This is a genomic window from uncultured Photobacterium sp. (assembly GCF_947039875.1).
In the GTDB taxonomy this organism is placed as follows: Bacteria; Pseudomonadota; Gammaproteobacteria; order Enterobacterales; family Vibrionaceae; genus Photobacterium.
Genome location: NZ_CAMRAN010000040.1, coordinates 1 through 21228 on the forward strand (window position 1 = coordinate 1; position 21228 = coordinate 21228).

Sequence of the window (21228 nt, forward strand, 5' to 3'; positions counted from 1 at the left end):
GTCCAACACTTCGGATAGGTGTCGGCTGCGCGACACATATCCTTATCTGTTAGCCCTATGAACGAATAATAACATCCGGCATTTGAGCCGTTTCTCCATCAGCAAGAGTGTAATGGAAAAATCCATGTCGTTTTTCAGGATCTAAGATATCAACCTTACAAATGTGATGTAATTTAGGTGCTACCTTTTCTGAAAACATACATAGTTGATAGTCATCAGTATTAACTTCAACAACTAGACCCGAAAAATCAAGGTCATAACAACTTTCTAGTATTTTGTGTTTATCACTAGGAAAATTGTCTTTATAGATGACATTGTATTTAGGTTGGAAGTAGCGAATTAAACTAGCTTCTACTAGACAAACCTGTTGATGCTCAGTCAGAGGGTTATCCATAATACTTCTAAATCGCTCTATATCTTCAGAACCACCGATAGCCTGTCTGTCTCTGCCATCCATGTGTGTTAAGATTCGATATGGGACATATTCAAAAGTTAACAATGAAACTTCATTATCAGGAGCCTCATACTGACTTTGTGCCAATATTTTCTGAAGCGTGGAGTGACTCTTTAGTCTTTCAAATGCACTCCTAGTGCCATCACCAAATGCCTGACCGACATAAAGAACTTCCAGATTTGCAAGCTCAGGTCTAGACAAGTGAACTCCATGAGCCATGCCTAATGCTGTTGCTGGTAGATACCTAACAACTTCACCATTGCTGTCACAAGTAATAATCTCGCGATGAGGATATTTTGATAACTTTACTTCTGTCGCTCCATCAAGAAGCGGAAAGTCTTGTTCGAATGGTATTTTAGTTAGCTTACCTTCAACTCGATAAACTAATGAACCAGAAATCTTTCCACCCTCATATTTGAAATCTTCTCCATCAAATGAAAGTATTGGGCGCTGACAAATAATATAGATGTGAGAATTATCAGATACCTCCTTAAATTCTTCTGGCATCTTGCCACCAGACATAAGTTGACTTGCTGCCGTCATCATCCAACGACCAGAATACAAATTAACCGCAAATTCAGATAAATACTTTCTTTTTGATTCAGTCATACATTACTCATTTACTCATTATTACTGATAGGGCTAACAGCTTATTAATAAGCATTCTTACTTTCACGCAAAAGAATGCCCATAAATCCAGACAATCATAATCAATTTAACTCATAAATATAATGAGCTTGCTTGCATTATTTTGTTTCAAAGTGCTTATTTGAAATATGACAGTAAGAAATGTATTAGAGATGCCTGATTAGCATAAGAAGATGTAAATAAAACTAATCCAAAATCACGTTAATTAAGATATGAATGAGTATTTGATCTAACTCGTTTTGGGGCATTTCCGTGTTAGTAACTTTTCTAAATTAGTGTAATCACCATACAATAACCATCTTCATTGGCGTCTTTAATGCTCAAGCGCGTGATGAACAGATCACGGATAGCTCGTGCCTCCCTTCCGAGATGACGGATAATAACCTGCGTTACACTTTTTATTTTACGATGATGAATAAATTGAGTGATGTAATTAATGTTATGGATGATTATCCGTATATTATTAAATTGTGATTTTATACTTAAATAGAAAGAATCATCCGTTATTGAACATAAGTATCGTTCTTTGAGGTGATGCTTTTATATTAGAGCTTATATAAACAGGTTCTGACATTGAAGTGAAATTAACAGATTTTAATTAAATAATATATTACAGCGAAGGATATGACGTTTTAGCGTGAAAGGCAGATAGAACAGAAAATTTGAAAACAGTTTACGAAATATAATTATCAAAGCTTCTAATCACTGTGATGTATTAGAAGCTTTGCTAATGACAGCCTAACGTTAGTTGTTAGCTGCTATTTTTTTAGAGATTTTAGCTAACTTTTTAGCTTTTTTCTCTTTTGTCGTTAAAGATGGTTTTTTATTACCTTTCTTAGTATCTAGCGACTTACTCATAACACTAACCTCTATTTTTTGAGGTTGGTCAGCTTGGCCAACGACAGATTAAACAGTGATATTGATGTAATATCACTTGAGTTTAATATGCGCTTACTACCTAAAAAATCAATGATATTTATGCAAACAAAAAACTTATTTTTATGATGTTTATAGTAATGTCTATCAATAGGAGTAATGTATTAGAGGTGATAATTTTTTTGAGTATTATCTTGGTTTTTTGGTAAAAATATCACCCCAGCAATTGTATAAAAAATGTGTTATAATGGCGAAAATTTCTTAAAATCTGAACGTTTAATAGAACATATAGGTAAATATTCTTTATTATTGTTGTTCTAATTTATGCAACGGCGCAATGTGGATTTATATTTCATTGTGAATGTCCTTTGCTAAAACTTAACGCATTTCAATTATGTTGTTTTTAATTTCAAAGACTTAGTTATCTGTCAGCATAAGCCAGATTTGTATATTCAAAATCAATAAGGTAAACCATGACAAAGCCTACAGTTAAAGAAGCTAATACTAAGCCAAAGAAAAAAAAGCCATTAGCCGTGAATAAACGAACAATGAGTGTTCGTGAACGTATTGAAAATATTAAAGCACAGCAAGCCTGGGATAAGGAATGGGAGAATGACCAATAATCTTGCGTTAATGAATAAAATTAACACGGTATTGCTATTACATTCTGGCAGTTTGACTCATTGGGAACGAGATTATTTAAGTAATCTTAATCAAACAGTTACCAATTATGGTCAGCTATCAGAAAAGCAATTAGGATTATTTGAGCAAATATTAGTACGCAGAAAAATAACCGCGGTATAACGTAATATTTAATTTTGTGCTAGTGATAAAATCCTCGCGTTAAATCCGTCGTTCCTTAATATAAGGAACGTGCGCGATAGTTTGTTGATTGAGCTATTTATGCCAACCAATACGGGAGAGTTAGATCGATGTATTAGGATTATATGGTTGCTTTTTTATATCATCGAATTAAACTTAATGCCTAAGCAGAAACCGTAGCTTACAGCGCTAGAATAATTTCGGGGCGGACCGGACTTTTAAGCATAAGGCATGTTTAATGATTGTTCTTGCACCTCGTACCCGTAAGCTTGTTTACGCTATTTCTTTTGAAATACTTGCGATCATATTAAGTACTTTCTTATTAGCGATGCTCAACCATGGTGAATCGTCCAATTCACTGCCAGTTGCCTTTATGGTGTCAACGATAGCCTTGATTTGGAATTATGCTTTTAACTCTTGTTTTGAATTGATTGAAACTAAACTGCATATTAAAAAAAGAACCCTCGCTGTTCGATTAACCCACTCCATATTTTTTGAGCTTGGGTTATTCTTATTTACCATTCCATTGTATATGTGGTGGTATGACGTTAGCTTGGTGAAAGCCATCAGTATGGAAATGGCGATCTTAGTGTTCTTCTTAATTTATACCTTTATATTTACGTTATTGTTCGATTTATTATTTCAGACAAACAACCAAATGATCGCAGCAACCACTGGTCATGAGTAGTGGTTGGTTATTGTAATTGTTCAGCTAAATAATCAAGAAACGCTCTGATCTGCGGTTTTAGATATTGGGCGCTTTTGTAAACGGCATAGATTTCACCACTGGTGTTTTCGTTATGTGTTACTGTCCACTTTGGCAGCAAGACTTCTAATTGTTTGCTTTCAATATAGGGTTTAACCATCCAATCAGATAATAATAATACCCCCAGATGTTGTAATGCCGCATTTAATAATGGCGAACCACCTTTTGATGCTAAATTACCGGTTACTGATATTTTAGTTAGTATCTTATTTGAATTAAAATACCAATTAGTGCGTTGACGTTCATGGCTGATAATTAAACAATTATGATCTTTTAGATCTTGTGGGGTTTTTATTTGAGGATTATTTTTAATATATTCAGGGGTCGCAACTAAAGAGGTGGTGTTGGTAAGAAGGTGTCGAGCTTTAAGATTACTATCAATAGGCGTACCAATACGAATTGCAATATCGATATTATCACTGTTTAAATCAACCAGATTATTATTTAACTCTAATTCTATTTTTATTTTAGGGTAGCGTTTTAAAAAATCAGGAATTAAATGCGTCAGATAAATATTACCAAAAGTTTCAAATACTGAAATACGTAAAGCACCTTCTGGTGTATTATTATTCCCTTGCATTTCTGATAATAGATTTCGAGATTGTTCAAGTATTTTAATCGATTGTTGATAAAAATATTGACCATCTTCAGTTAATATTAATTGACGAGTACTGCGTTTAAACAGGGTGGTTTTGATCTTGTTTTCAAGTTTATCAATGTTTCGTGTTACTGATGATGGAGCCATATTTAACGCTTTTGCTGCTTGTGAAAAGCTTCCAGAAACAACAACTTGCTCAAATACCCCTAGTAAATCTAACATAATAATATCCTTTGTTATTAAGTATAATTTACCATATAGCACTTAAAAATTGTAAACAAAAAACCCCAATATTTAAACTAAACATTGGGGGTAAGTATTATAATTAGTGTTTCATTTTAGTTGCTAGTGCAAAGCGATTCCATGAGTTAATCATGATGATTTGCATCATTGCTTCTGCTAATTTTACTTCGCCTAATAAACTAAAGCATTCAGCATAGGTTTCATCAGTAACAGCATTATTTGAAATTAATGTCATCTCATCTGTTAATTTTAATAGTGCTCTTTCAGTATTATCAAATAATGGTGATTCTGACCATGCAGAAATGGCGAATAGTTTTTGTTGATCGATGCCTAATTCTAATGCAGCTGTAGTGTGCATCTGAATACAATAAGCACATTTATTGATCATTGATGAGCGAATTTTAATAATTTCTTTTAATTGATTTGATAATTCAGTTTCAGATAAGTAATTTTCAATCGTCAACATTGCGCTTAATGCTTTTGGTTGAACTTTTGCAATATCAATACGCTTATTCATAATAATACCTTTATTTTTGTTGTTTATGATTTGTTGGAAAGAGTATATTAATTATTTTTAAATGATGTAATCGATATATAAGCGTAACAGTTTTGCATAAAACGCAAAGATACAGCTGAATAGTAGGGTGATTCTGATTAAATATAGCTTTAAGCTCGGTAATTGGCGATCTCTATTAAATTACCATCAGGATCACGAAAATATATCGACATAATTTTTCCCATCGCGCCTGTGCGTTCAACGGGGCCTTCAATAATAGTGACACCACATTGCTCTATATGTTGCTGCGCTTGAGCCAAATCAGTATTGGTAATAAAACATAAGTCAGCACTACCCATGTGCACTGTTTGCGCTTTGGGTTCAAATTCAGCGCCATATTGATGGAGGTTTATTTTTTGGTTACCAAAACGTAATCCAAATCGACCATTGGCAAAAGTTATCCGTTCCATGCCTAAAACTGTCTGGTAGAAATCAGCACTAATATTAATGTCTTTCACCGTAAGAACTAAATGGTCAAGATGGCTAATATTCATGCGTATTATTCTCGATGATGCGGGTTTATACATTTGACCATAGCATATTAAAACATATCTGTTTGAGCATGATGATAGGAACGAAATTTCGATCTAATGTGGTGAAGCATTATACGTGATGATATTAACGGTAGAGGTGAGTACCGAGTAATAAAAGGCAGTGATAAAATAGGTTACTTAAAAAAAGGTTGCAGCTTTTGCAGTTAGTATTAAGGTGAATAAAATCTTTCTACGGACTCATACTCATGAATACCACTATTCAAACGATGCTTAGCCATCGATCTATTCGTCAATTTACGGATGCTGCTATTTCTGCGGAACAATTAGAGGTGATTATTGCAGCAGGTATTGCAGCTTCAAGTTCAAGTATGATTCAAGCGACATCGATTATTCGCATTACTGATCCTGAGAAACGCACAGCATTGGCACATCTTGCTGGTGATCAGGCTTATGTAAAACAAGCGGCTGAGTTTTTAGTGTTCTGTATGGATTATCAACGCCATTATTCTATTAGCGCTGGAATAAAACCAGAGTACACCGAGCTTGCTTTAATTGGGGCTATAGATAGTGGCATTATGGCGCAAAACTGTTTATTAGCCGCAGAATCTATGGGGTTAGGTGGGGTTTACATTGGAGGGTTGCGTAATAACCCTCATGAGGTTGATGCTTTATTAAATTTACCGCCATATAGCGCGGTATTATTTGGTATGTGCTTAGGTGTGCCAGCGCAAGATCCACAATCAAAACCTCGTTTACCAATGGCGATGATTTTGCATGAAAATGAATATCAACCATTAAATAAACCGCTGTTGGCTGAATATGACCAACAGACGATTGAATATTATCAGCAGCGTTCAACTCATAATAAACAACAAGATTGGTCAAGTGCAGTAACGGCAACGTTATCGAAAGAATCACGTCCATTTATTGCGGAGTATTTTCATAGTAAAGGGTTAATGGAAAAATAAGCTTTATTGATTATCCATGAGGTTGGTAACGAGCGATCAAAAGGGTAGCTGATTTTTATCATTGCTACCCTATATTGATGGTGATTACATATAAATAAACTGCCGATATAGCTTATCAAGCTGGGCTTTTATTTGTTGTATTTTGACGTCATCGTTATTATCACAAGCGGTTAATAATCCTTTCTCTGTGGCAGTGATCTGTTGGCACAAATCAGCAATATTGGCACAGAACTCAGCGGAGTGTATGCCTTCATCTGTGGCTGTGATAGCACAGCGCTGCGATGATGTTGGCGTAATTTGATGTGCTTGATTATAGAGCTGTTGGCGCTGACGACGTTGCTGTGATTCATCAATTGCGTTTTTCATCGCTGGCGTGATTTTATCTGCATATAAAATCGCCTTACCATTGGCATTACGGGCGGCACGACCAATGATTTGAATTAAGGCTTGGCTCGAACGTAAGAAGCCAGCGTGATCCGCATCCAAAATTGCCACCAATGACGCTTCTGGAATATCCAGCCCTTCGCGTAATAAGTTGATGCCGATTAACACATCATATTGACCTTGGCGGAGCGCATCGATGATCTCTACCCGTTGTTGGGTTTTGACATCAGCATGAATATAGCTGACCTTAATGCCGTGTTGCTGCATTAATTCATATAAAGACTCGGCACTTTTTCTGGTCAGGGTGGTGACTAATACCCGTTCGTTTTTTATGACCCGTTGCGCTATTTGTTCTAGTAAATCATCAATTTGAGTGGCGAGCGGTCGTACTTCTACAATTGGATCGAGTAAACCTGTTGGACGAATAATTTGTTCAACAACATGACCTTGAGATTGCTTAAGCTCATAGTCGCTAGGTGTTGCTGATACAAAAATCGTTTGTGGTTTTATTTTTTCAAATTCACTGAATGTCAGTGGACGATTATTTTTGGCTGACGGTAAGCGAAAACCATAATCAATGAGAGTTTCTTTGCGGCTTTGATCACTGCGTTGCATTGCCGATATTTGTGGCACCATTACGTGTGATTCATCGATAAATAATAAGCCGTCTTTAGGTAAGTAATCTAATAAGGTGATCGGTGGTAATGTGGCATCACGCTCATTGATATAACTGGCGTAATTTTCCAGCCCAGAACAGTAACCCAGTTGTTGCATCATTTCGATATCATGCATGGTACGTTCATATAAGCGGGCTGCTTCAATAATTCGATTATCCTGATTAAGTTCAGTCACACGTAATGCTAAGTCTTGCTGAATCTTAACTGCCGCTTTAGTGAGCTTTTCTTTTGAGGCCGCATACAAGGTTTTTGGGGACACAAAGTAGTGTTCAATGTCACCTTCAGTTTTGCCTGTTAATGGATCTAACCATTGTAGGGTTTCAATGTGATCATCAAACAATACTGCTCGTACTGCTTTGGATTCAGAGTCGGCAGGGTAAATATCAAACACATCACCATGAACTCGAAACGTTGCGCGCTCAATGGTGCGATCACAGCGACTATATTGGAGTGCGGTTAAGCGTTGAATAAAGTCTTGGCGGGTAATTGTTGCGCCGACAAACAGTGGAATTTGTACAGCGCGGTATTGGTCGGGATCGCCTAAGCCATAAATAGCAGAAACTGATGCCACCACAATCACATCTTTACGTTCGATTAAGGATTTAGTAGTCGATAACCGTAACCGTTCAAGTTGCTCATTAATGGCGGAGTCTTTACGAATAAATCGATCACTGCCGGGAATATAGACTTCAGGTTGGTAGTAATCATAATAAGATACAAAGTACTCGACCGCATTTTCAGGAAAGAAGCGTTTCATTTCGCTATATAGCTGCGCGGCGAGGGTTTTATTATGTGCCAAAATGAGTGTTGGGCGTTGTAAGCGATGGATCATATTCGCCATGGTGAAGGTTTTTCCTGATCCTGTTACCCCTTTTAGGGTCTGGTGAGTGACGCCTTGTTCAACCCCCTCAATCAGTTTAGCTAACGCTTGTGGTTGGTCGCCAGAAGGAGGGTATTTTGAATGTAGAATAAAAACATTATGCGGCATAGTGAGTCGCCTTTTTTAGCTATTTATTATTAGTCTATAACGTCAACATACACTTATTTGAATCGAATCTCTAACTCAATAATCAATCATGTTGATTAAAATATACCAGATGAATTGATGTTAGCCTTGGCTAGTTGCTGGCAACCAGTAAAACAATGAAAATGCTACTAATGACTATGATGCTAGCCCAAGAGTATGTTCGTTGGGGGGGACACTTGAAGAAGCCTAGCGAATTGAAAGTGTGTTAGCGGAAATGAAGCCAATTAATACTGATACGATTGATTGGTTTAATACTCAAGCGACAGCCGTGAATGATTTAGTCAGTAAAATAGGTTTATTTACCGCTTATTTTAAAGACCAGCCAGTAACAGATCTTGATGGTTATGCTGGGTATTTAATTCGTAGTAAGCCTGCAAGTGAAAATGAAGGGGGTATTCATAGCGGTAAAGATATTTTAGATTCTTTAGTGTTGATTGGTTAACATTTCAGTATAAAAATCTGTATAAGTGCGTAAGTTGAAAATAAAGTTGCGGTAAAAGCTATTGTGTTATTATCGCGAATAGTCATATTAGATAGCTATATAGCGACATTTAGCCATTGGAGTGCACGCAGTGCTTAACCGAACTACCATTACTTCTTCTTTTTTGCTTTCATTCTGTTTTATGACCCCTAGTGCTTTTGCCGGTACAACGCAGCACAATAGTTATCAAGCGCTTCCTGCACAAAATGAAATTGTGACCAAAACAGATTTTGGAAACCAAGCTTATACTTTCCATTTCACTAATAACGGTCAACGTTTATCAAGTATTGATTTTCTTGATCACATGCAAACGCAAGCAACGGCATGTCGTAATTGGTTATATGTTCCGGCATTTAGCAATTTAAATGTTGCTGATGAAATTGTATTACGTGTAAACACTAGCTACGATCCTACAACACATAATTGTACTGCACATGCTTATTCTGGTAATAATTCAGGCAATATGGACAAAGTACTGACATTATTTCAAAAGAAAGAGTATGTCGATATTGCTGGGTTTAATTTATCTGCGAGCGGATTTACCGCCGCTGCTGAGAAATTGTAAAATCGAGTTATTATCTTTTTATTGATGTCTTTCAAAAAGATATCAATAAATTGAAATGAGGCGTTTATTTTTAGCATTGTCAGGCTAGGTTTATAACCAAAACTAAAATCTTTAATAGAATAAGAGAACGATCTTATTAGTAAATGGAATTTGTATTCATTATCGGAGAGGTGATTTTTGCTTGGTATTATAATTACTCAGTTTGTTGTGCTTTGGGCTGTTATTGATCCTGTTGGCTCGGTGCCAGTTTACTTATCACAGACCCAACATTTAACATTAAAACAACGCCGTAAAGTAGCATTAAAAGCTGTTGCGATTGCGAGTGGCGTTTTGATTTTTTTCTTAGTCGCCGGGCAGTTATTACTTGAAGCAATGCAAATTCCACTACCTGCATTTCAGGCTGCTGGTGGTTTAGTGTTACTGCTGTTTGCATTAACGATGATCTTTGGTGAAAGTAAACCTGAGCAGGAACAAAAATTAACGCAAGATGTTAGCCATTCAGAGCTTGCAGATCTTGCGGTATACCCTTTAGCTATTCCGTCTATTGCTTCTCCTGGTGCAATGATGGCGGTGGTGATGCTAACTGATAATCATCGTTATTCAGTGGTGGATCAAGTTATTACTGCCGGAGTGATGATAGCGGTATTATTGGTTACGTTATTTTTATTGCTGAGTGCAACGACCATTCAAAAATGGATTGGGAATATTGGTGCTGCAATTATTAGCCGTGTAATGGGATTGATTTTAGCTGCTGTTGCGGTGAACAATTTATTACAAGGGGTTAAAGATTTTTATATTTAGTTTAAATAGAGTAGTACTAATATAAATAGTATCGTATTTAAATTAAAAAATATAATTGCAGGTGGTTAAATAAATAACCACCTTTTTTATTACTGGCAGTTACCAGATAAACCATTATTAATGCGGTTTTGTTGTTGAGTTTTACCTGAATTAATAATTTCTTGTTTTACATCTTCAAGCGTTTTATTTGGTGTCTGCATTGGAAATAGATGCTAAAGATTATTTAAATTACATGCAAATATATACACGGCTAGCAAAAAAATAACTGTAAACTATTATTCACATAATTGAGAGTTGTTATCATTTGTATTTAAATGTGACAAAATATTATTGTTTTCTAATGTTAGTATTTACTTTTTTGTTACATTTAAAACTATTGTTATTTATTAGGTAGTTAATGTTTGTTTTCGTTTTCTAAGGCTCTCAATGGATACTTTAAATATAAAATATTTATTGTGACGATAAATATTTTTAATTAAACTAGTGGGTTTTATAAGATCGAATAAAACAAGCTTCTTATTGTTTGTTTTATGGTCATTGTCGAGCGGGTGTTAAATACGCTTAGTAAGCAAGAGCATGGCGTATGTTTATTTAACCGTCGTGATCTATTGTTGATTGAGTAATGCTTCTAATTCAGCCCAGCAACCACCACACCCTGTACCAGCGGTTGTGGCTTGACTTAATGCTTCTACATTTTGTATGTGTTTTTCAGTGATAGTTGATACTAATTGTTGTTTGGTTATTTGCTTACAAGCGCAAATAATTTTAGGGGCTGCAATATTGTCTTTGCCATTTAGAAATCGATGCAACGCTAATTCATCACTGCGACAGGTAAGAATGTTCGCTGGTGGGTTAATCATCGGCTTATTGTTATTTTCTTGGATCAGTAGTGAACGGATACATCGGTCATTATTCAGCATGATGATTCGACGATGTTGAGCGCCAATTGCTCTTAAATGGGTAGCCGATGTTGGCATAAAATAGCGAACCAATATTTGTTCTAATGCGTTGAGGTTTAAGGCTGAACTAATATGATATTGATAGCCTGCTGTGACTTTTTTAGATACCCAATAAAGTATTGTTTGTGATGGTAAGTTTGCTAATGTTAGTGCTGTGGTGGTGGTTAATATAGCTTCAGTGGTGAAAGGAATTGGCGTTAATTGAATTGGGGTCGCTTTATACTGCGGTTGCCCTGAAATAGGATCTTGTTGCTCTCCAATTAATGAACAGACACTGCCTGATGATGATGTTTGCTGTGTCCAATGAATCGCAATAAACGCATTGTTGGGTTGAACATCATTACTTATATGTGCTCGAAAAATAGCATGGCCATGTTGACTCTTTACACTGACAAGATGGTTATTCTTGATCTGATATTGTTTAGCATTTGAGGGATGGATTGCGATCAGTGGTTCTTGGGTGTGATGAGCAAGGGTGGCCGAAAGCCCCGTTCGTGTCATGGTGTGCCATTGATCACGCACTCGACCTGTATTTAATAGTAATGGATATGTGGTTGATATATTTTTAATCAGTGGCTTATAGTCTGTTTTAACAAAACGAGCGCGACCATCTTGAGTGGGGAAAATGCCATCACTGAATAAGCGTGGCTGGTGTAGAGCATCATTATTTAACGGCCATTGCTGCGGTAATAAAGTATCGTATTCGTGTGCAGTAAGATCACTTAACCCACTTAAATTAAGCAAACGTGGTGTTTGGTGTGGGTGATTATTTTGGGCTGTTAAAGCGACATGCTCAGCAAATATTTCAGCTTCATTGGTGTAATGAAAACTTTCTTTAAATCCCATTCGTTGAGCGACTTGAGTAATGATCCACCAATCAGGTTTAGCTTCACCTTGAGTTGGCATTAAGCGACGTTGACGAGAAATGCAACGTTCTGAATTGGTAACTGTGCCTGATTTTTCACTCCAACCTTGAGCCGGGAGCTTGATCGTTGCATGGCGTAAAGTATCATTATTATCGACACAATCTGACACGATAACACATGGACATTGCGCTAACGCTTGATGAACTTTATGGCTATTGGGCAAACTGGCTGCAGGGTTGGTCGCGATGATCCAAATAGCTTTTATTTTCCCTCGGGCAACTGCATCAAACATATCCACGGCTTTTAAACCGGGGTGGGTGACAAGATTATCTGTTTGCCAAAAATTACGTAAGAGTTGCCAATGTTCTGGATGCTGAAAATCAAGGTGAGCGGCTAAGGTTGTTGCTAATCCTCCAACTTCTCGTCCCCCCATTGCATTAGGTTGGCCAGTAATAGAAAAAGGGGTTGCTCCTGGTTTTCCTATACGTCCAGTAGCTAAATGACAGTTAATGATAGCATTGACTTTATCTGTACCTGATAGCGATTGATTCACACCTTGAGAATAGACGGTGACAGTGCGTGGATTATCAGTAAAGAGTTGATAAAATTCATTTAGTTGTTGTTTGCTAATACCTGTTAATTGACTGATGTCAGCCGTTTGTTCTAAAGCTGTTGCGGTTGCTAAAGCGGACTGAATATTATGAGTATGAGCATTAATATAATCATGATCAAAACCGTTATTATTGTTTAAATAATTTAATAAACCCGTAAATAATGCCACATCACTGTCAGGTGTAATCGCAAGGTGTAAGTCTGCAATATCGCAGCTTGCGGTATGACGAGGATCGATGACCACGATTTTAGTGTGATGTTTTTTTTGTGCTAGTTTTAAGCGTTGAAAAAGGACTGGGTGGCACCAAGCAAGGTTAGAACCGGTTAGTATTACCACTGCTGCAGCGTCTAAATCATCATAACAGCCTGCGACACAATCTTCACCAAAAGCCCGTTGATGTCCTGCAACTGCTGATGACATACATAAACGTGAATTGGTATCAATATTTGCTGTTCCAATGAAGCCTTTTGCTAATTTATTAATGACATAATAATCTTCTGTGAGTAATTGTCCTGACACATAAAAAGCGACCGAATCAGCACCATATTTTGTAATTGTTTCTTGTAACTGCAAAGTGGTTTGATTTAATGCTTCATTCCAACTTACGGGTTGATTTAATATTTGAGGGGTTAACATTTTATTATCGCTAACCAGTGTTTCTGCTAAATTTAATGCTTTTGAACATAACAGCCCTTTATTAGCTGGATGGTGTGAATCTCCTTTTATTTCAAATTTTCCATTATTATTTATTCTGGCTTCTATTCCACAACCGACACCACAATAAGCACAAGTGGATTTTACCCATGATTTTTTTTCATTATCCATTGGTTGAAGTTCCTTTATAAATAAGAAGATATAAAAATATATACTTAATAAATAGCAATATATATACCAGAGCTGTAGTTGCATTATTTTTTGTTTGTCATTGGTGGTTATTTGTTTTTCATCAGTGACTTAGGTTTATTTGTGTGCTTTGTTTATAATTATTTATTAATTAATAATACCAAGGTTTGATTATTTTGGTGCAACGATAATGAGCAATGCACCATAAAGGTGTTTATTATTGGTCTTAATGTTTTTATTGTAATGGATCTATTTGTTGATTTTATTTTTAATTTATTTAAATTCAACGAATTGGCAAGAATAAATATATTGTTATTAGTGGCTGGCATTAAGTTTGCTTTAGGAAATAAGACATAAATATAAAGCCAAATAAGTCAATCTTCATCCATATAATATCGAGGTAAACCATGGAGCCATTGAAGCCGCAACAATATTCGTCTCTTACTGATGACATTAATACTCGATGGTGCCAGATAACACAAGCCGTCGATGCTAATAATAACCAAGGCAGCGTGACATTAGTCGGAGCGGGTCCTGGTGATCCCGACTTGTTGACCTTGAAAGCATTAAAAACATTAGAGAGCGCTGATGTTGTGGTTTATGACCGTTTAGTCAGTGATGCGATTATGGCGTTAGTACAATCGAACTGCCAAACCATTTTTGTTGGTAAAGCAAAGGGGCAGCAAAGCTTGCCTCAAATGGCGATTAATCAATTATTAGTGCATTTAGCACACCAAGGAAAGCAAGTGTGCCGTTTAAAAGGTGGTGATGCATTTATCTTTGGTCGCGGCGGTGAAGAAATTCAGTTTTTGCGCCAATGCGGAATTAAGGTTGATTTAGTGCCAGGGATTACTGCCGCTAGCGGTTGCAGTGCTTATGCTGGTATTCCATTAACCCATCGAGGCGTCTCTCAAGGGTGTACTTTCGTCACCGTTCATACTGAAAAAGAGGCTGTAATTGCATGGCAAGCTTTGGCTGAGCTTAAACATACCTTAGTGTTTTATATGGGGTTATCCAAAGTTGATTTGATTTGTCGGCAATTGATCAATGCCGGATTAATTGCAACAACACCGGCGGCAATAATTGAAAAAGGCTGTACTGATGAGCAACGTGTTATTAACGCTACATTGGCAACACTCCCTCAACAGGTTAAACAACAACACATTGTATCGCCAGCGTTAATTATTATTGGTGAGGTGGTGAAGTTAAGTGAGAGCTTAGCTTGGCATTCATTAAAAATAGAAAGTTTAACCTCGTACAATAAACCTCAAAAATGGGCATAGATAAGGAGATCAAAATGAACAGAACACGGGTGGTTATTGTTGGCAATGGCATGGTTGGGCATCATTTTATTGAACAAGTTTTAGCGCGAGATAGTGAGCAAAATATAGCGTTAATCACGTTTTCAGAAGAAGATCGTTTAGCCTATGATCGGGTTCAATTGAGTCATTATTTTAAAGGCAAAACGGCTGCAGATTTAGCGCTTGCTCATGAGTGTGATTACCAACAAGCGGGGGTCAGTTATCATATTAATCAGCGAGTGATGAAGATTGATTGTGCACATAAAATGATCATAACGGATGATGGTGAAGAGGTAGCTTATGATCGTTTGATTTTAGCTACTGGATCATATCCTTTTGTGCCTCCTATTATGGGTAATGATGCTGAACATTGTCATGTTTATCGAACTATTAATGATTTAAAAGCCATTGCGGCATCTGGTAAACAAAGCCAAGTTGGGGTTGTGATTGGTGGCGGATTACTTGGACTTGAAGCTGCAAATGCATTGCAAAATATGGCGTTAGAAACCCATGTGGTTGAGTTTGCCCCTCAGTTAATGGCGGTTCAACTTGATGAGGGCGGTGGTGAGCTATTACGTCAAAAAATAACAGCCCTAGGGGTCAATGTTCATACCAGCAAAGTCACTGAAAAAATTGTAGCGGGTGATCAGTGTCGTTATAAATTAATTTTTGCTGATGGCACAGAATTAGAAACGGATATGGTGGTATTTTCTGCTGGCATTCGTCCTCAAGATGCCTTAGCGAAACAAGCTGGTTTAGCTATTGGTGAGCGTGGTGGAATCGTGGTTAACGATCATTGTCAAACCAGTGACCGTGATATTTACGCTATTGGTGAGTGCGCACTATGGAATAATCGTATTTTTGGTTTAGTGGCACCGGGTTATAAAATGGCACGAGTTGCAGCATCGATAGTTTGTGGTATTGATGCGGTGTTTACTGGTGCTGATATGAGTACTAAGTTAAAGCTTTTAGGGGTAGATGTCGCCAGTATTGGTGATGTTCATACTACGATCGATGCTGCGCAAGTGTTCACTTTATCCAATGATGTTGAGCAAAGTTATCAACGGATTATTGTTTCAGAGCAAGGTGATAAATTACTTGGGGCAGTGTTAGTTGGCAATGTTGAGCAATATTCTCAACTATTGCAACTCACACTGAATCAATCACCATTACCTAGTCCACCATCGCTATTATTAATGCCTCAAGCCTTAGCTGCGATGACACCAACAACAGAAGATAGCTTGGGTGATACCGCGCAAGTGTGTTCATGTTTTGATGTTAATAAGGGACAGATTTGCCAAGCTGTTGCTGAGGGGTGTGTTGATATGACACAGCTTAAAACAATGACTAAAGCCAGTACGGGATGCGGCGGGTGTGCTTCTTTTGTAAAACAGATCATGGAAGTAGCATTAGCAGCAAGAGGACATGAGATCAATCATTCTCTATGTGAACATTTTAGTTATAGTCGCCAACAATTAGCCGATATTATTCGTGTTAAGAAGATCAAAACCTTTAGTGCATTATTAACTGAATACGGCTCAGGACTAGGGTGTGATATTTGTAAGCCTACCATCAGTTCAATCCTCGCATCATTTTGGAATGATTATATTCTTGAACCACAACATATTGGCTTACAAGACACGAATGATGTTTATCTTGGTAATATGCAAAAAGACGGGACGTATTCAGTGGTGCCTCGTATTCCAGCCGGAGAGATCACCCCTGAAAAACTGATTATCTTAGGGCAGGTAGCACAACAATTTAAGCTCTATACCAAAATTACGGGTGGGCAACGGATTGATTTATTTGGCGCGCAATTGCATCAATTACCTCAGATCTGGCGCTTACTTGTTGATGCGGGATTTGAGACCGGGCATGCGTATGGTAAATCCGTTCGTACCGTAAAATCATGTGTGGGCTCGACGTGGTGTCGTTATGGAATGGCTGACAGTATGGCATTTGCGATTGATCTTGAAAATCGTTACAAAGGCTTGCGTTCCCCTCATAAACTCAAATTTGCTGTTTCTGGTTGTACTCGTGAATGTGCTGAGGCGAAGTCAAAAGATATTGGTGTAATTGCAACTGAAAAAGGCTGGAATTTATATATTGCAGGTAATGGTGGTATGCGCCCTCGTCATGGGGATTTGTTTGCTGCTGATCTCGATAATGACACTCTGATTCAATATATCGATAGAATATTGATGTTTTATATTCGTACCGCAGATCGATTACAGCGTACTTCCGTATGGCTTGAAAATCTTGATGGTGGCATTGATTATTTACGCCAAGTGGTGATTGAGGATGCACTCAATATTGCCTCGGAGCTTGAGCAAGAAATGGCACAAAGTCTGAGTCTTTATCAATGTGAATGGAAAACTACCCTTGAGTCACCGCAAGAGTTACGTCGGTTTCAACATTTTATTAATAGTCGTCAGCCTGATTTGAGTTTGGCTTACCAAACGATTAGAGATCAACGTACGCCGAGAGTGTGGCCTGAAAGTGGTGAGACTATTGCGGTTGTTAACATTACCGATCAAGGATAAATTATGATTAATCAATGGATTACTGTTTGTGATGAAGATGATTTATATCTTGATGCTGGTGCGTGTGCATTGGTGAATGGTCATCAGATAGCGCTGTTTTTGTGTAGTCATAATAATACCCTTTATGCGATTAATAATTATGATCCAATCGGTAAGGCGAATGTTCTTTCTCGTGGCATCGTCGGCTCATTAAATGGAACCGTGGTGGTGGCTTCACCGCTTTATAAACAGCATTTTTGTCTTGAAAGTGGTCAGTGTTTAGAATCGGCAGAAATGTTAGTGCCAACTTATCCTGTGCGGCGCTTTAACGGTAGTGTTCAGGTACAACTTATCGTTTCTTTAATACGCTAACAGGGAGCAATGATGTCTAATTATATTAAGTTTAATTTGTTCTCTTTTCGCGGCAAGATGAAAATACTCCATATAAGTTGGTTGGCTTTTTTTATTACTTTTATGGTGTGGTTTAACTTTGCACCTTTACTTCAAGCAGTAAAAACGTCATTAGGGTTAACTACCGAACAAATCAAAACGCTATTAATTTTAAATGTTGCGTTAACTATTCCAGCGCGAGTGGTTGTTGGAATGCTGACTGACCGATATGGTCCTCGTATTGTGTATAGTTTGTTATTAGCTATCTGCGCTATTCCTTGTTTTGTGTTTGCGTTTTCAACCACCTTTATGCAAGCCGCGTTAGCCCGTTTTGCGTTGGGATTCATTGGATCTGGGTTTGTTATTGGAATTCGGTTGGTGTCGGAATGGTTTCCACATCATGAACTTGGTACAGCTGAAGGGATTTATGGTGGCTGGGGTAATTTTGGCTCTGCCGCTGCCGCGTTTACATTACCTTCATTAGCATTATGGTTTGGTGGTGATGATGGTTGGCGTTATGCAATGGCAGTGACTGGCGGGTTAAGTGTTATTTTTGCTGTCATCTTCTATTTCACTGTTACTGATACCCCCAAAGGCGCAACGTATTATAAATCAAAACATATCGGGGCGATGGAAGTGACCTCACGCGGTGATTTATTGTTATTAATCATAATGAAAATTCCGATGTATGCGGCAATGGCGTTATTAGTCTGGAAGCTATCATCGCCAGCGATTGACATGCTAGATTCTGAGATTAGTTATGCTATTTATGTGGGATTAGTCGGGCTTTATCTTATTGATATTAAACAATTGTGGTTAGCTAATCGAAAGATATTAACGGAGCCAGTACCGGCTATACATCGTTATTCATTTCGTCAGGTTGCAGTGCTTAATGTGCTTTATTTTACCACTTTTGGATCAGAGCTGGCTGTTGTCTCAATGTTGCCTTTATTTTTTGCTGAGATATTTACTTTAACACCAGTGATGGCAGGGGTAGTCGCATCTTCTTATGCGTTTATGAATTTGATTTCTCGCCCCGGTGGTGGTTGGTTGTCGGATAGATTTGGTCGTAAAGCAACCTTATTGATTTTAACTGCGGGTTTAGCGATGGGGTATGTGTTAATGGCGAATATTACTGTCGGTTGGCCACTATGGAGTGCGGTGTTAGCGGCAATGATTTGTTCGTTCTTTGTTCAATCTGGTGAAGGGGCAGTATTTGCTGTTGTGCCATTAATTAAACGCCGTATGACGGGTCAAATTGCTGGAATGACAGGGGCGTATGGCAATGTTGGGGCAGTGTGTTATTTGACTATTTTGTCCATGGTTGAATACAGTACTTTTTTTATCATTATCGCATTAACCGCTGTTCTCGGTTTTGTGACGTTATTAGCGCTTAAAGAGCCTTCAGGTAAAATGGCAGAAATTAATGATGATGGCAGTGTGACTTTAATTGATGTTGGTTAATTGATGTCGGTTGATCATACCAATAAATCATGTCGGTTTATCATGTAGGTAATGGTATGGATTACTAGTATCAGTGAATGGTGTAAATGAATAAGGAAGATCATGACGGTAGCTAATCTGATTGTACGTTATGGTGGTTATTCTGATGCGGGGAAAAAGCAACATAATCAGGATGCCTTTGCGGTGTTATCACCATCAAAAGCAATAGAGTTACAGCACAAAGGAGTCGTTGCTTGTATTGCTGATGGCGTCAGTTGTAGTAATCGCAGTTATATTGCTAGTCAATTGAGTGTGACTCATTTTATTGAAGATTATTTAGCGACAGCAACCACCTTATCCGTCAAAGAAGCAGCATCCTCAGTATTAAATACGCTTAATTTATGGTTATTCCATCATGGACAGCAAGCCGATTTACCACAAGATGCGCCGGTGACGTCATTGTCGGTAGTGATCATTAAATCGAATACTGCCCATGTGTTCCATATTGGAGATTGTCGGGTTTATTTATGGCGTGATAATAATTGTCGCTGTTTAACCCAAGATCATCGTCGTGCTCACTATGATGGGCAGCATTATCTTACGCGAGCATTAGGCATCGACGCCCAACTGCAAGTCGATTATCAGTCAGCACCCCTGAACGTGGGTGATAAGTTAGTGATGACGACGGATGGTATCCATGATGAGAGTGATGTCGTGCAGTATCTCGATAAGATTTTCCATGTAGATAACATGCCACCATTATTATCGACCCAACATGGGTGTCAGTACTTAGAACGGCAAGCATATCAGCTTGTGAGTAATGCGCAGCAGCTTGGGTCACAAGATAATACCAGTTGTGTGATATTAGATATTGAAGCCCTACCAAGGTTAGCGTTTGATGAAGCGTTGCTTGAGTCAGCTAATAAGACCATTCCGCTAGCGCTCAAAGTTGGGCAACGTATTGATCAATTTGTGATTTGTCGAGTGCTTGATGCCGGGTGTCGAAGCTATCTTTATTTGGCGCAATCTAATGATGATAAACAGTATTATGTGCTAAAAATGCCTTCACCGAACCGAGTGGATGATAGTGACTATTTACACTGCTTTGTGCGCGAAGGTTGGCTAGGGCAACAGTGTCAGCTGACGGGGATGATGAAAATCTTTAACCATAATGTGAATTCTGCCTTTCTTTATCATGTCTGTGAATTTGTTGATGGGCTCACGTTACGGCAATGGATCATTGATAACCCTCATCCACCATTAGCCTCGGTACGAATGATAGTGACGAACATTGTAACAATTGTACGCACTTTGCAGCGCCAAGGGATTTATCATGCGGATATTAAACCCGAAAATATTCTTGTCTGTGAAAATTTAAGCGTAACATTCATTGATTTTGGCAGTGCGTGGGTCAATGGTTATCAAGAGTTAAAGCCTGCAACGATTGACTATTACCCTCAGGGTGATTTGAATTATTTAGCACCAGAATGTCATGCTGGTGGACGACCTTCAATATTGAGTGAGCAATTCTCATTAGGGGTGGTGATTTATGAAATGCTGACGGGATCACTACCGTATCAACGTCTAAGTTCCCACTCACAAGCGCCTGTTGCAATGAAAATGAATTACACTGCGATATCCTCCTATCGACAAGATTTACCGCGATGGTTAGAGATGAACGTTAAGAAAATGTGTCATCCTCATGCGCAATACCGTTATCAAGCTCTTTCAGAGCTCATCAATGGGCTTAAAACACCGTCGTCTTCCTCCCCGTTACTGTCACGACCATTAATTGAACGTGATCCGTTATTATTGTGGCAACTTATCAGCGCCGTATTATTGCTAGTCGTGCTGCTGCTCTTTTTGTCTTAGTTAATGTAAAACAGCGTAAAGTTCACAGGTAATGATGTATTAAACAATCAGCCTTGATG

Annotated in this window: 17 protein-coding genes and 1 pseudogene; 12 read left to right on the top strand and 6 right to left on the bottom strand. The window is 38.0% G+C overall.

Translation table 11 applies throughout. The features are described from left to right. Positions 1–55 precede the first annotated feature (55 nt). Positions 56–1063, bottom strand: coding sequence for a hypothetical protein (locus tag Q0V26_RS13360; RefSeq protein ID WP_297482377.1), 1008 nt, complete (start codon positions 1061–1063; stop codon positions 56–58). Positions 1064–2451: 1388 nt separating this feature from the next. Between Q0V26_RS13360 and Q0V26_RS13365 the strand changes: the two genes are divergently transcribed. The 3 genes from Q0V26_RS13365 (at position 2452) to Q0V26_RS13375 (ending at position 3488) form a co-directional block, all read left to right on the top strand. Further along, on the top strand, positions 2452–2601 hold the full coding sequence (locus Q0V26_RS13365) for a hypothetical protein (RefSeq protein ID WP_297482380.1): 150 nt from the start codon (positions 2452–2454) through the stop codon (positions 2599–2601). Further along, entirely contained in the window at positions 2591–2782 is a 192-nt protein-coding gene (locus Q0V26_RS13370) for a hypothetical protein (RefSeq protein ID WP_297482383.1), read from the top strand. Before Q0V26_RS13365 ends, Q0V26_RS13370 begins: the two co-directional genes overlap by 11 nt. A 256-nt stretch (positions 2783–3038) precedes the next feature. Next, positions 3039–3488, top strand: coding sequence for a PACE efflux transporter (locus tag Q0V26_RS13375; protein WP_107275333.1), 450 nt, complete (start codon positions 3039–3041; stop codon positions 3486–3488). Positions 3489–3495: 7 nt separating this feature from the next. On the opposite strand, the gene Q0V26_RS13380 is transcribed toward Q0V26_RS13375, so the two are convergent. The 3 genes from Q0V26_RS13380 to Q0V26_RS13390 form a co-directional block, all read right to left on the bottom strand. Further along, a complete protein-coding gene (locus Q0V26_RS13380) occupies positions 3496–4386 on the bottom strand; it encodes a LysR family transcriptional regulator (protein WP_080156899.1) in 891 nt (296 codons plus the stop codon). Between the two features lie 103 nt (positions 4387–4489). Next, complete coding sequence (locus Q0V26_RS13385) at positions 4490–4924, bottom strand: carboxymuconolactone decarboxylase family protein (protein WP_297482390.1); 435 nt, start codon at positions 4922–4924, stop codon at positions 4490–4492. A gap of 149 nt (positions 4925–5073) precedes the next feature. Continuing rightward, entirely contained in the window at positions 5074–5457 is a 384-nt protein-coding gene (locus tag Q0V26_RS13390) for a VOC family protein (RefSeq protein WP_297482392.1), read from the bottom strand. Between the two features lie 245 nt (positions 5458–5702). Here Q0V26_RS13390 and nfsA point away from each other — a divergent pair, with 245 nt between their 5' ends. Then, positions 5703–6425 (top strand): oxygen-insensitive NADPH nitroreductase, encoded by a 723-nt coding sequence (nfsA, locus tag Q0V26_RS13395; protein WP_297482395.1) that lies wholly within the window; start codon positions 5703–5705, stop codon positions 6423–6425. Between the two features lie 84 nt (positions 6426–6509). Here the strand turns inward: nfsA and uvrB are convergent, their stop codons facing one another. Continuing rightward, positions 6510–8474 (bottom strand): excinuclease ABC subunit UvrB, encoded by a 1965-nt coding sequence (gene uvrB / locus Q0V26_RS13400; protein WP_297482398.1) that lies wholly within the window; start codon positions 8472–8474, stop codon positions 6510–6512. Between the two features lie 113 nt (positions 8475–8587). Between uvrB and Q0V26_RS13405 the strand changes: the two are divergent. The 3 genes and pseudogenes from Q0V26_RS13405 to Q0V26_RS13415 all read left to right on the top strand — a co-directional run. Then, positions 8588–8955: pseudogene (locus Q0V26_RS13405) on the top strand (glutathione synthase); the annotation flags it as partial. Positions 8956–9085: 130 nt separating this feature from the next. Beyond that, a complete protein-coding gene (locus tag Q0V26_RS13410; protein WP_297482401.1) occupies positions 9086–9559 on the top strand; it encodes a hypothetical protein in 474 nt (157 codons plus the stop codon). A gap of 177 nt (positions 9560–9736) precedes the next feature. Beyond that, the gene (locus Q0V26_RS13415; RefSeq protein WP_297482403.1) at positions 9737–10360 is read left to right on the top strand and encodes a MarC family protein; all 624 of its coding nucleotides are present in this window, start codon (positions 9737–9739) and stop codon (positions 10358–10360) included. A 605-nt stretch (positions 10361–10965) separates the two neighbouring features. Here the strand turns inward: Q0V26_RS13415 and Q0V26_RS13420 are convergent. Continuing rightward, positions 10966–13623 (bottom strand): nitrate reductase, encoded by a 2658-nt coding sequence (locus Q0V26_RS13420; protein WP_297482405.1) that lies wholly within the window; start codon positions 13621–13623, stop codon positions 10966–10968. Positions 13624–14048: 425 nt separating this feature from the next. Between Q0V26_RS13420 and cobA the strand changes: the two genes are divergently transcribed. The 5 genes from cobA (at position 14049) to Q0V26_RS13445 (ending at position 21169) form a co-directional block, all read left to right on the top strand. After that, positions 14049–14924: a uroporphyrinogen-III C-methyltransferase gene (gene cobA / locus Q0V26_RS13425; protein ID WP_297482408.1), complete on the top strand. Its 876-nt coding sequence runs from the start codon at positions 14049–14051 to the stop codon at positions 14922–14924. A gap of 14 nt (positions 14925–14938) precedes the next feature. Then, complete coding sequence (gene nirB / locus Q0V26_RS13430) at positions 14939–17485, top strand: nitrite reductase large subunit NirB (protein WP_297482411.1); 2547 nt, start codon at positions 14939–14941, stop codon at positions 17483–17485. A gap of 6 nt (positions 17486–17491) precedes the next feature. Further along, positions 17492–17836, top strand: a complete 345-nt coding sequence (nirD, locus tag Q0V26_RS13435) for a nitrite reductase small subunit NirD (protein ID WP_045027153.1) — start codon at positions 17492–17494, stop codon at positions 17834–17836. Positions 17837–17848: 12 nt separating this feature from the next. Continuing rightward, positions 17849–19318, top strand: coding sequence for a NarK family nitrate/nitrite MFS transporter (locus Q0V26_RS13440; protein WP_297482413.1), 1470 nt, complete (start codon positions 17849–17851; stop codon positions 19316–19318). Between the two features lie 102 nt (positions 19319–19420). Further along, entirely contained in the window at positions 19421–21169 is a 1749-nt protein-coding gene (locus Q0V26_RS13445; protein ID WP_297482416.1) for a protein phosphatase 2C domain-containing protein, read from the top strand. Positions 21170–21228: the final 59 nt, after the last annotated feature.

Excerpts from the sequence above, each read along its gene's own strand:
- Q0V26_RS13375 (WP_107275333.1), top strand. The coding sequence starts at position 3,039 with ATGATTGTTCTTGCACCTCGTACCCGTAAGCTTGTTTACGCTATTTCT.
- Q0V26_RS13385 (WP_297482390.1), bottom strand. The coding sequence starts at position 4,924 with ATGAATAAGCGTATTGATATTGCAAAAGTTCAACCAAAAGCATTAAGC.
- Q0V26_RS13420 (WP_297482405.1), bottom strand. The coding sequence starts at position 13,623 with ATGGATAATGAAAAAAAATCATGGGTAAAATCCACTTGTGCTTATTGT.
- Q0V26_RS13440 (WP_297482413.1), top strand. The coding sequence starts at position 17,849 with ATGTCTAATTATATTAAGTTTAATTTGTTCTCTTTTCGCGGCAAGATG.
- Q0V26_RS13445 (WP_297482416.1), top strand. The coding sequence starts at position 19,421 with ATGACGGTAGCTAATCTGATTGTACGTTATGGTGGTTATTCTGATGCG.
- Q0V26_RS13380 (WP_080156899.1), bottom strand. The coding sequence starts at position 4,386 with ATGTTAGATTTACTAGGGGTATTTGAGCAAGTTGTTGTTTCTGGAAGC.
- nfsA (WP_297482395.1), top strand. The coding sequence starts at position 5,703 with ATGAATACCACTATTCAAACGATGCTTAGCCATCGATCTATTCGTCAA.
- Q0V26_RS13365 (WP_297482380.1), top strand. The coding sequence starts at position 2,452 with ATGACAAAGCCTACAGTTAAAGAAGCTAATACTAAGCCAAAGAAAAAA.
- cobA (WP_297482408.1), top strand. The coding sequence starts at position 14,049 with ATGGAGCCATTGAAGCCGCAACAATATTCGTCTCTTACTGATGACATT.
- nirB (WP_297482411.1), top strand. The coding sequence starts at position 14,939 with ATGAACAGAACACGGGTGGTTATTGTTGGCAATGGCATGGTTGGGCAT.
- Q0V26_RS13370 (WP_297482383.1), top strand. The coding sequence starts at position 2,591 with ATGACCAATAATCTTGCGTTAATGAATAAAATTAACACGGTATTGCTA.
- Q0V26_RS13390 (WP_297482392.1), bottom strand. The coding sequence starts at position 5,457 with ATGAATATTAGCCATCTTGACCATTTAGTTCTTACGGTGAAAGACATT.
- Q0V26_RS13360 (WP_297482377.1), bottom strand. The coding sequence starts at position 1,063 with ATGACTGAATCAAAAAGAAAGTATTTATCTGAATTTGCGGTTAATTTG.
- uvrB (WP_297482398.1), bottom strand. The coding sequence starts at position 8,474 with ATGCCGCATAATGTTTTTATTCTACATTCAAAATACCCTCCTTCTGGC.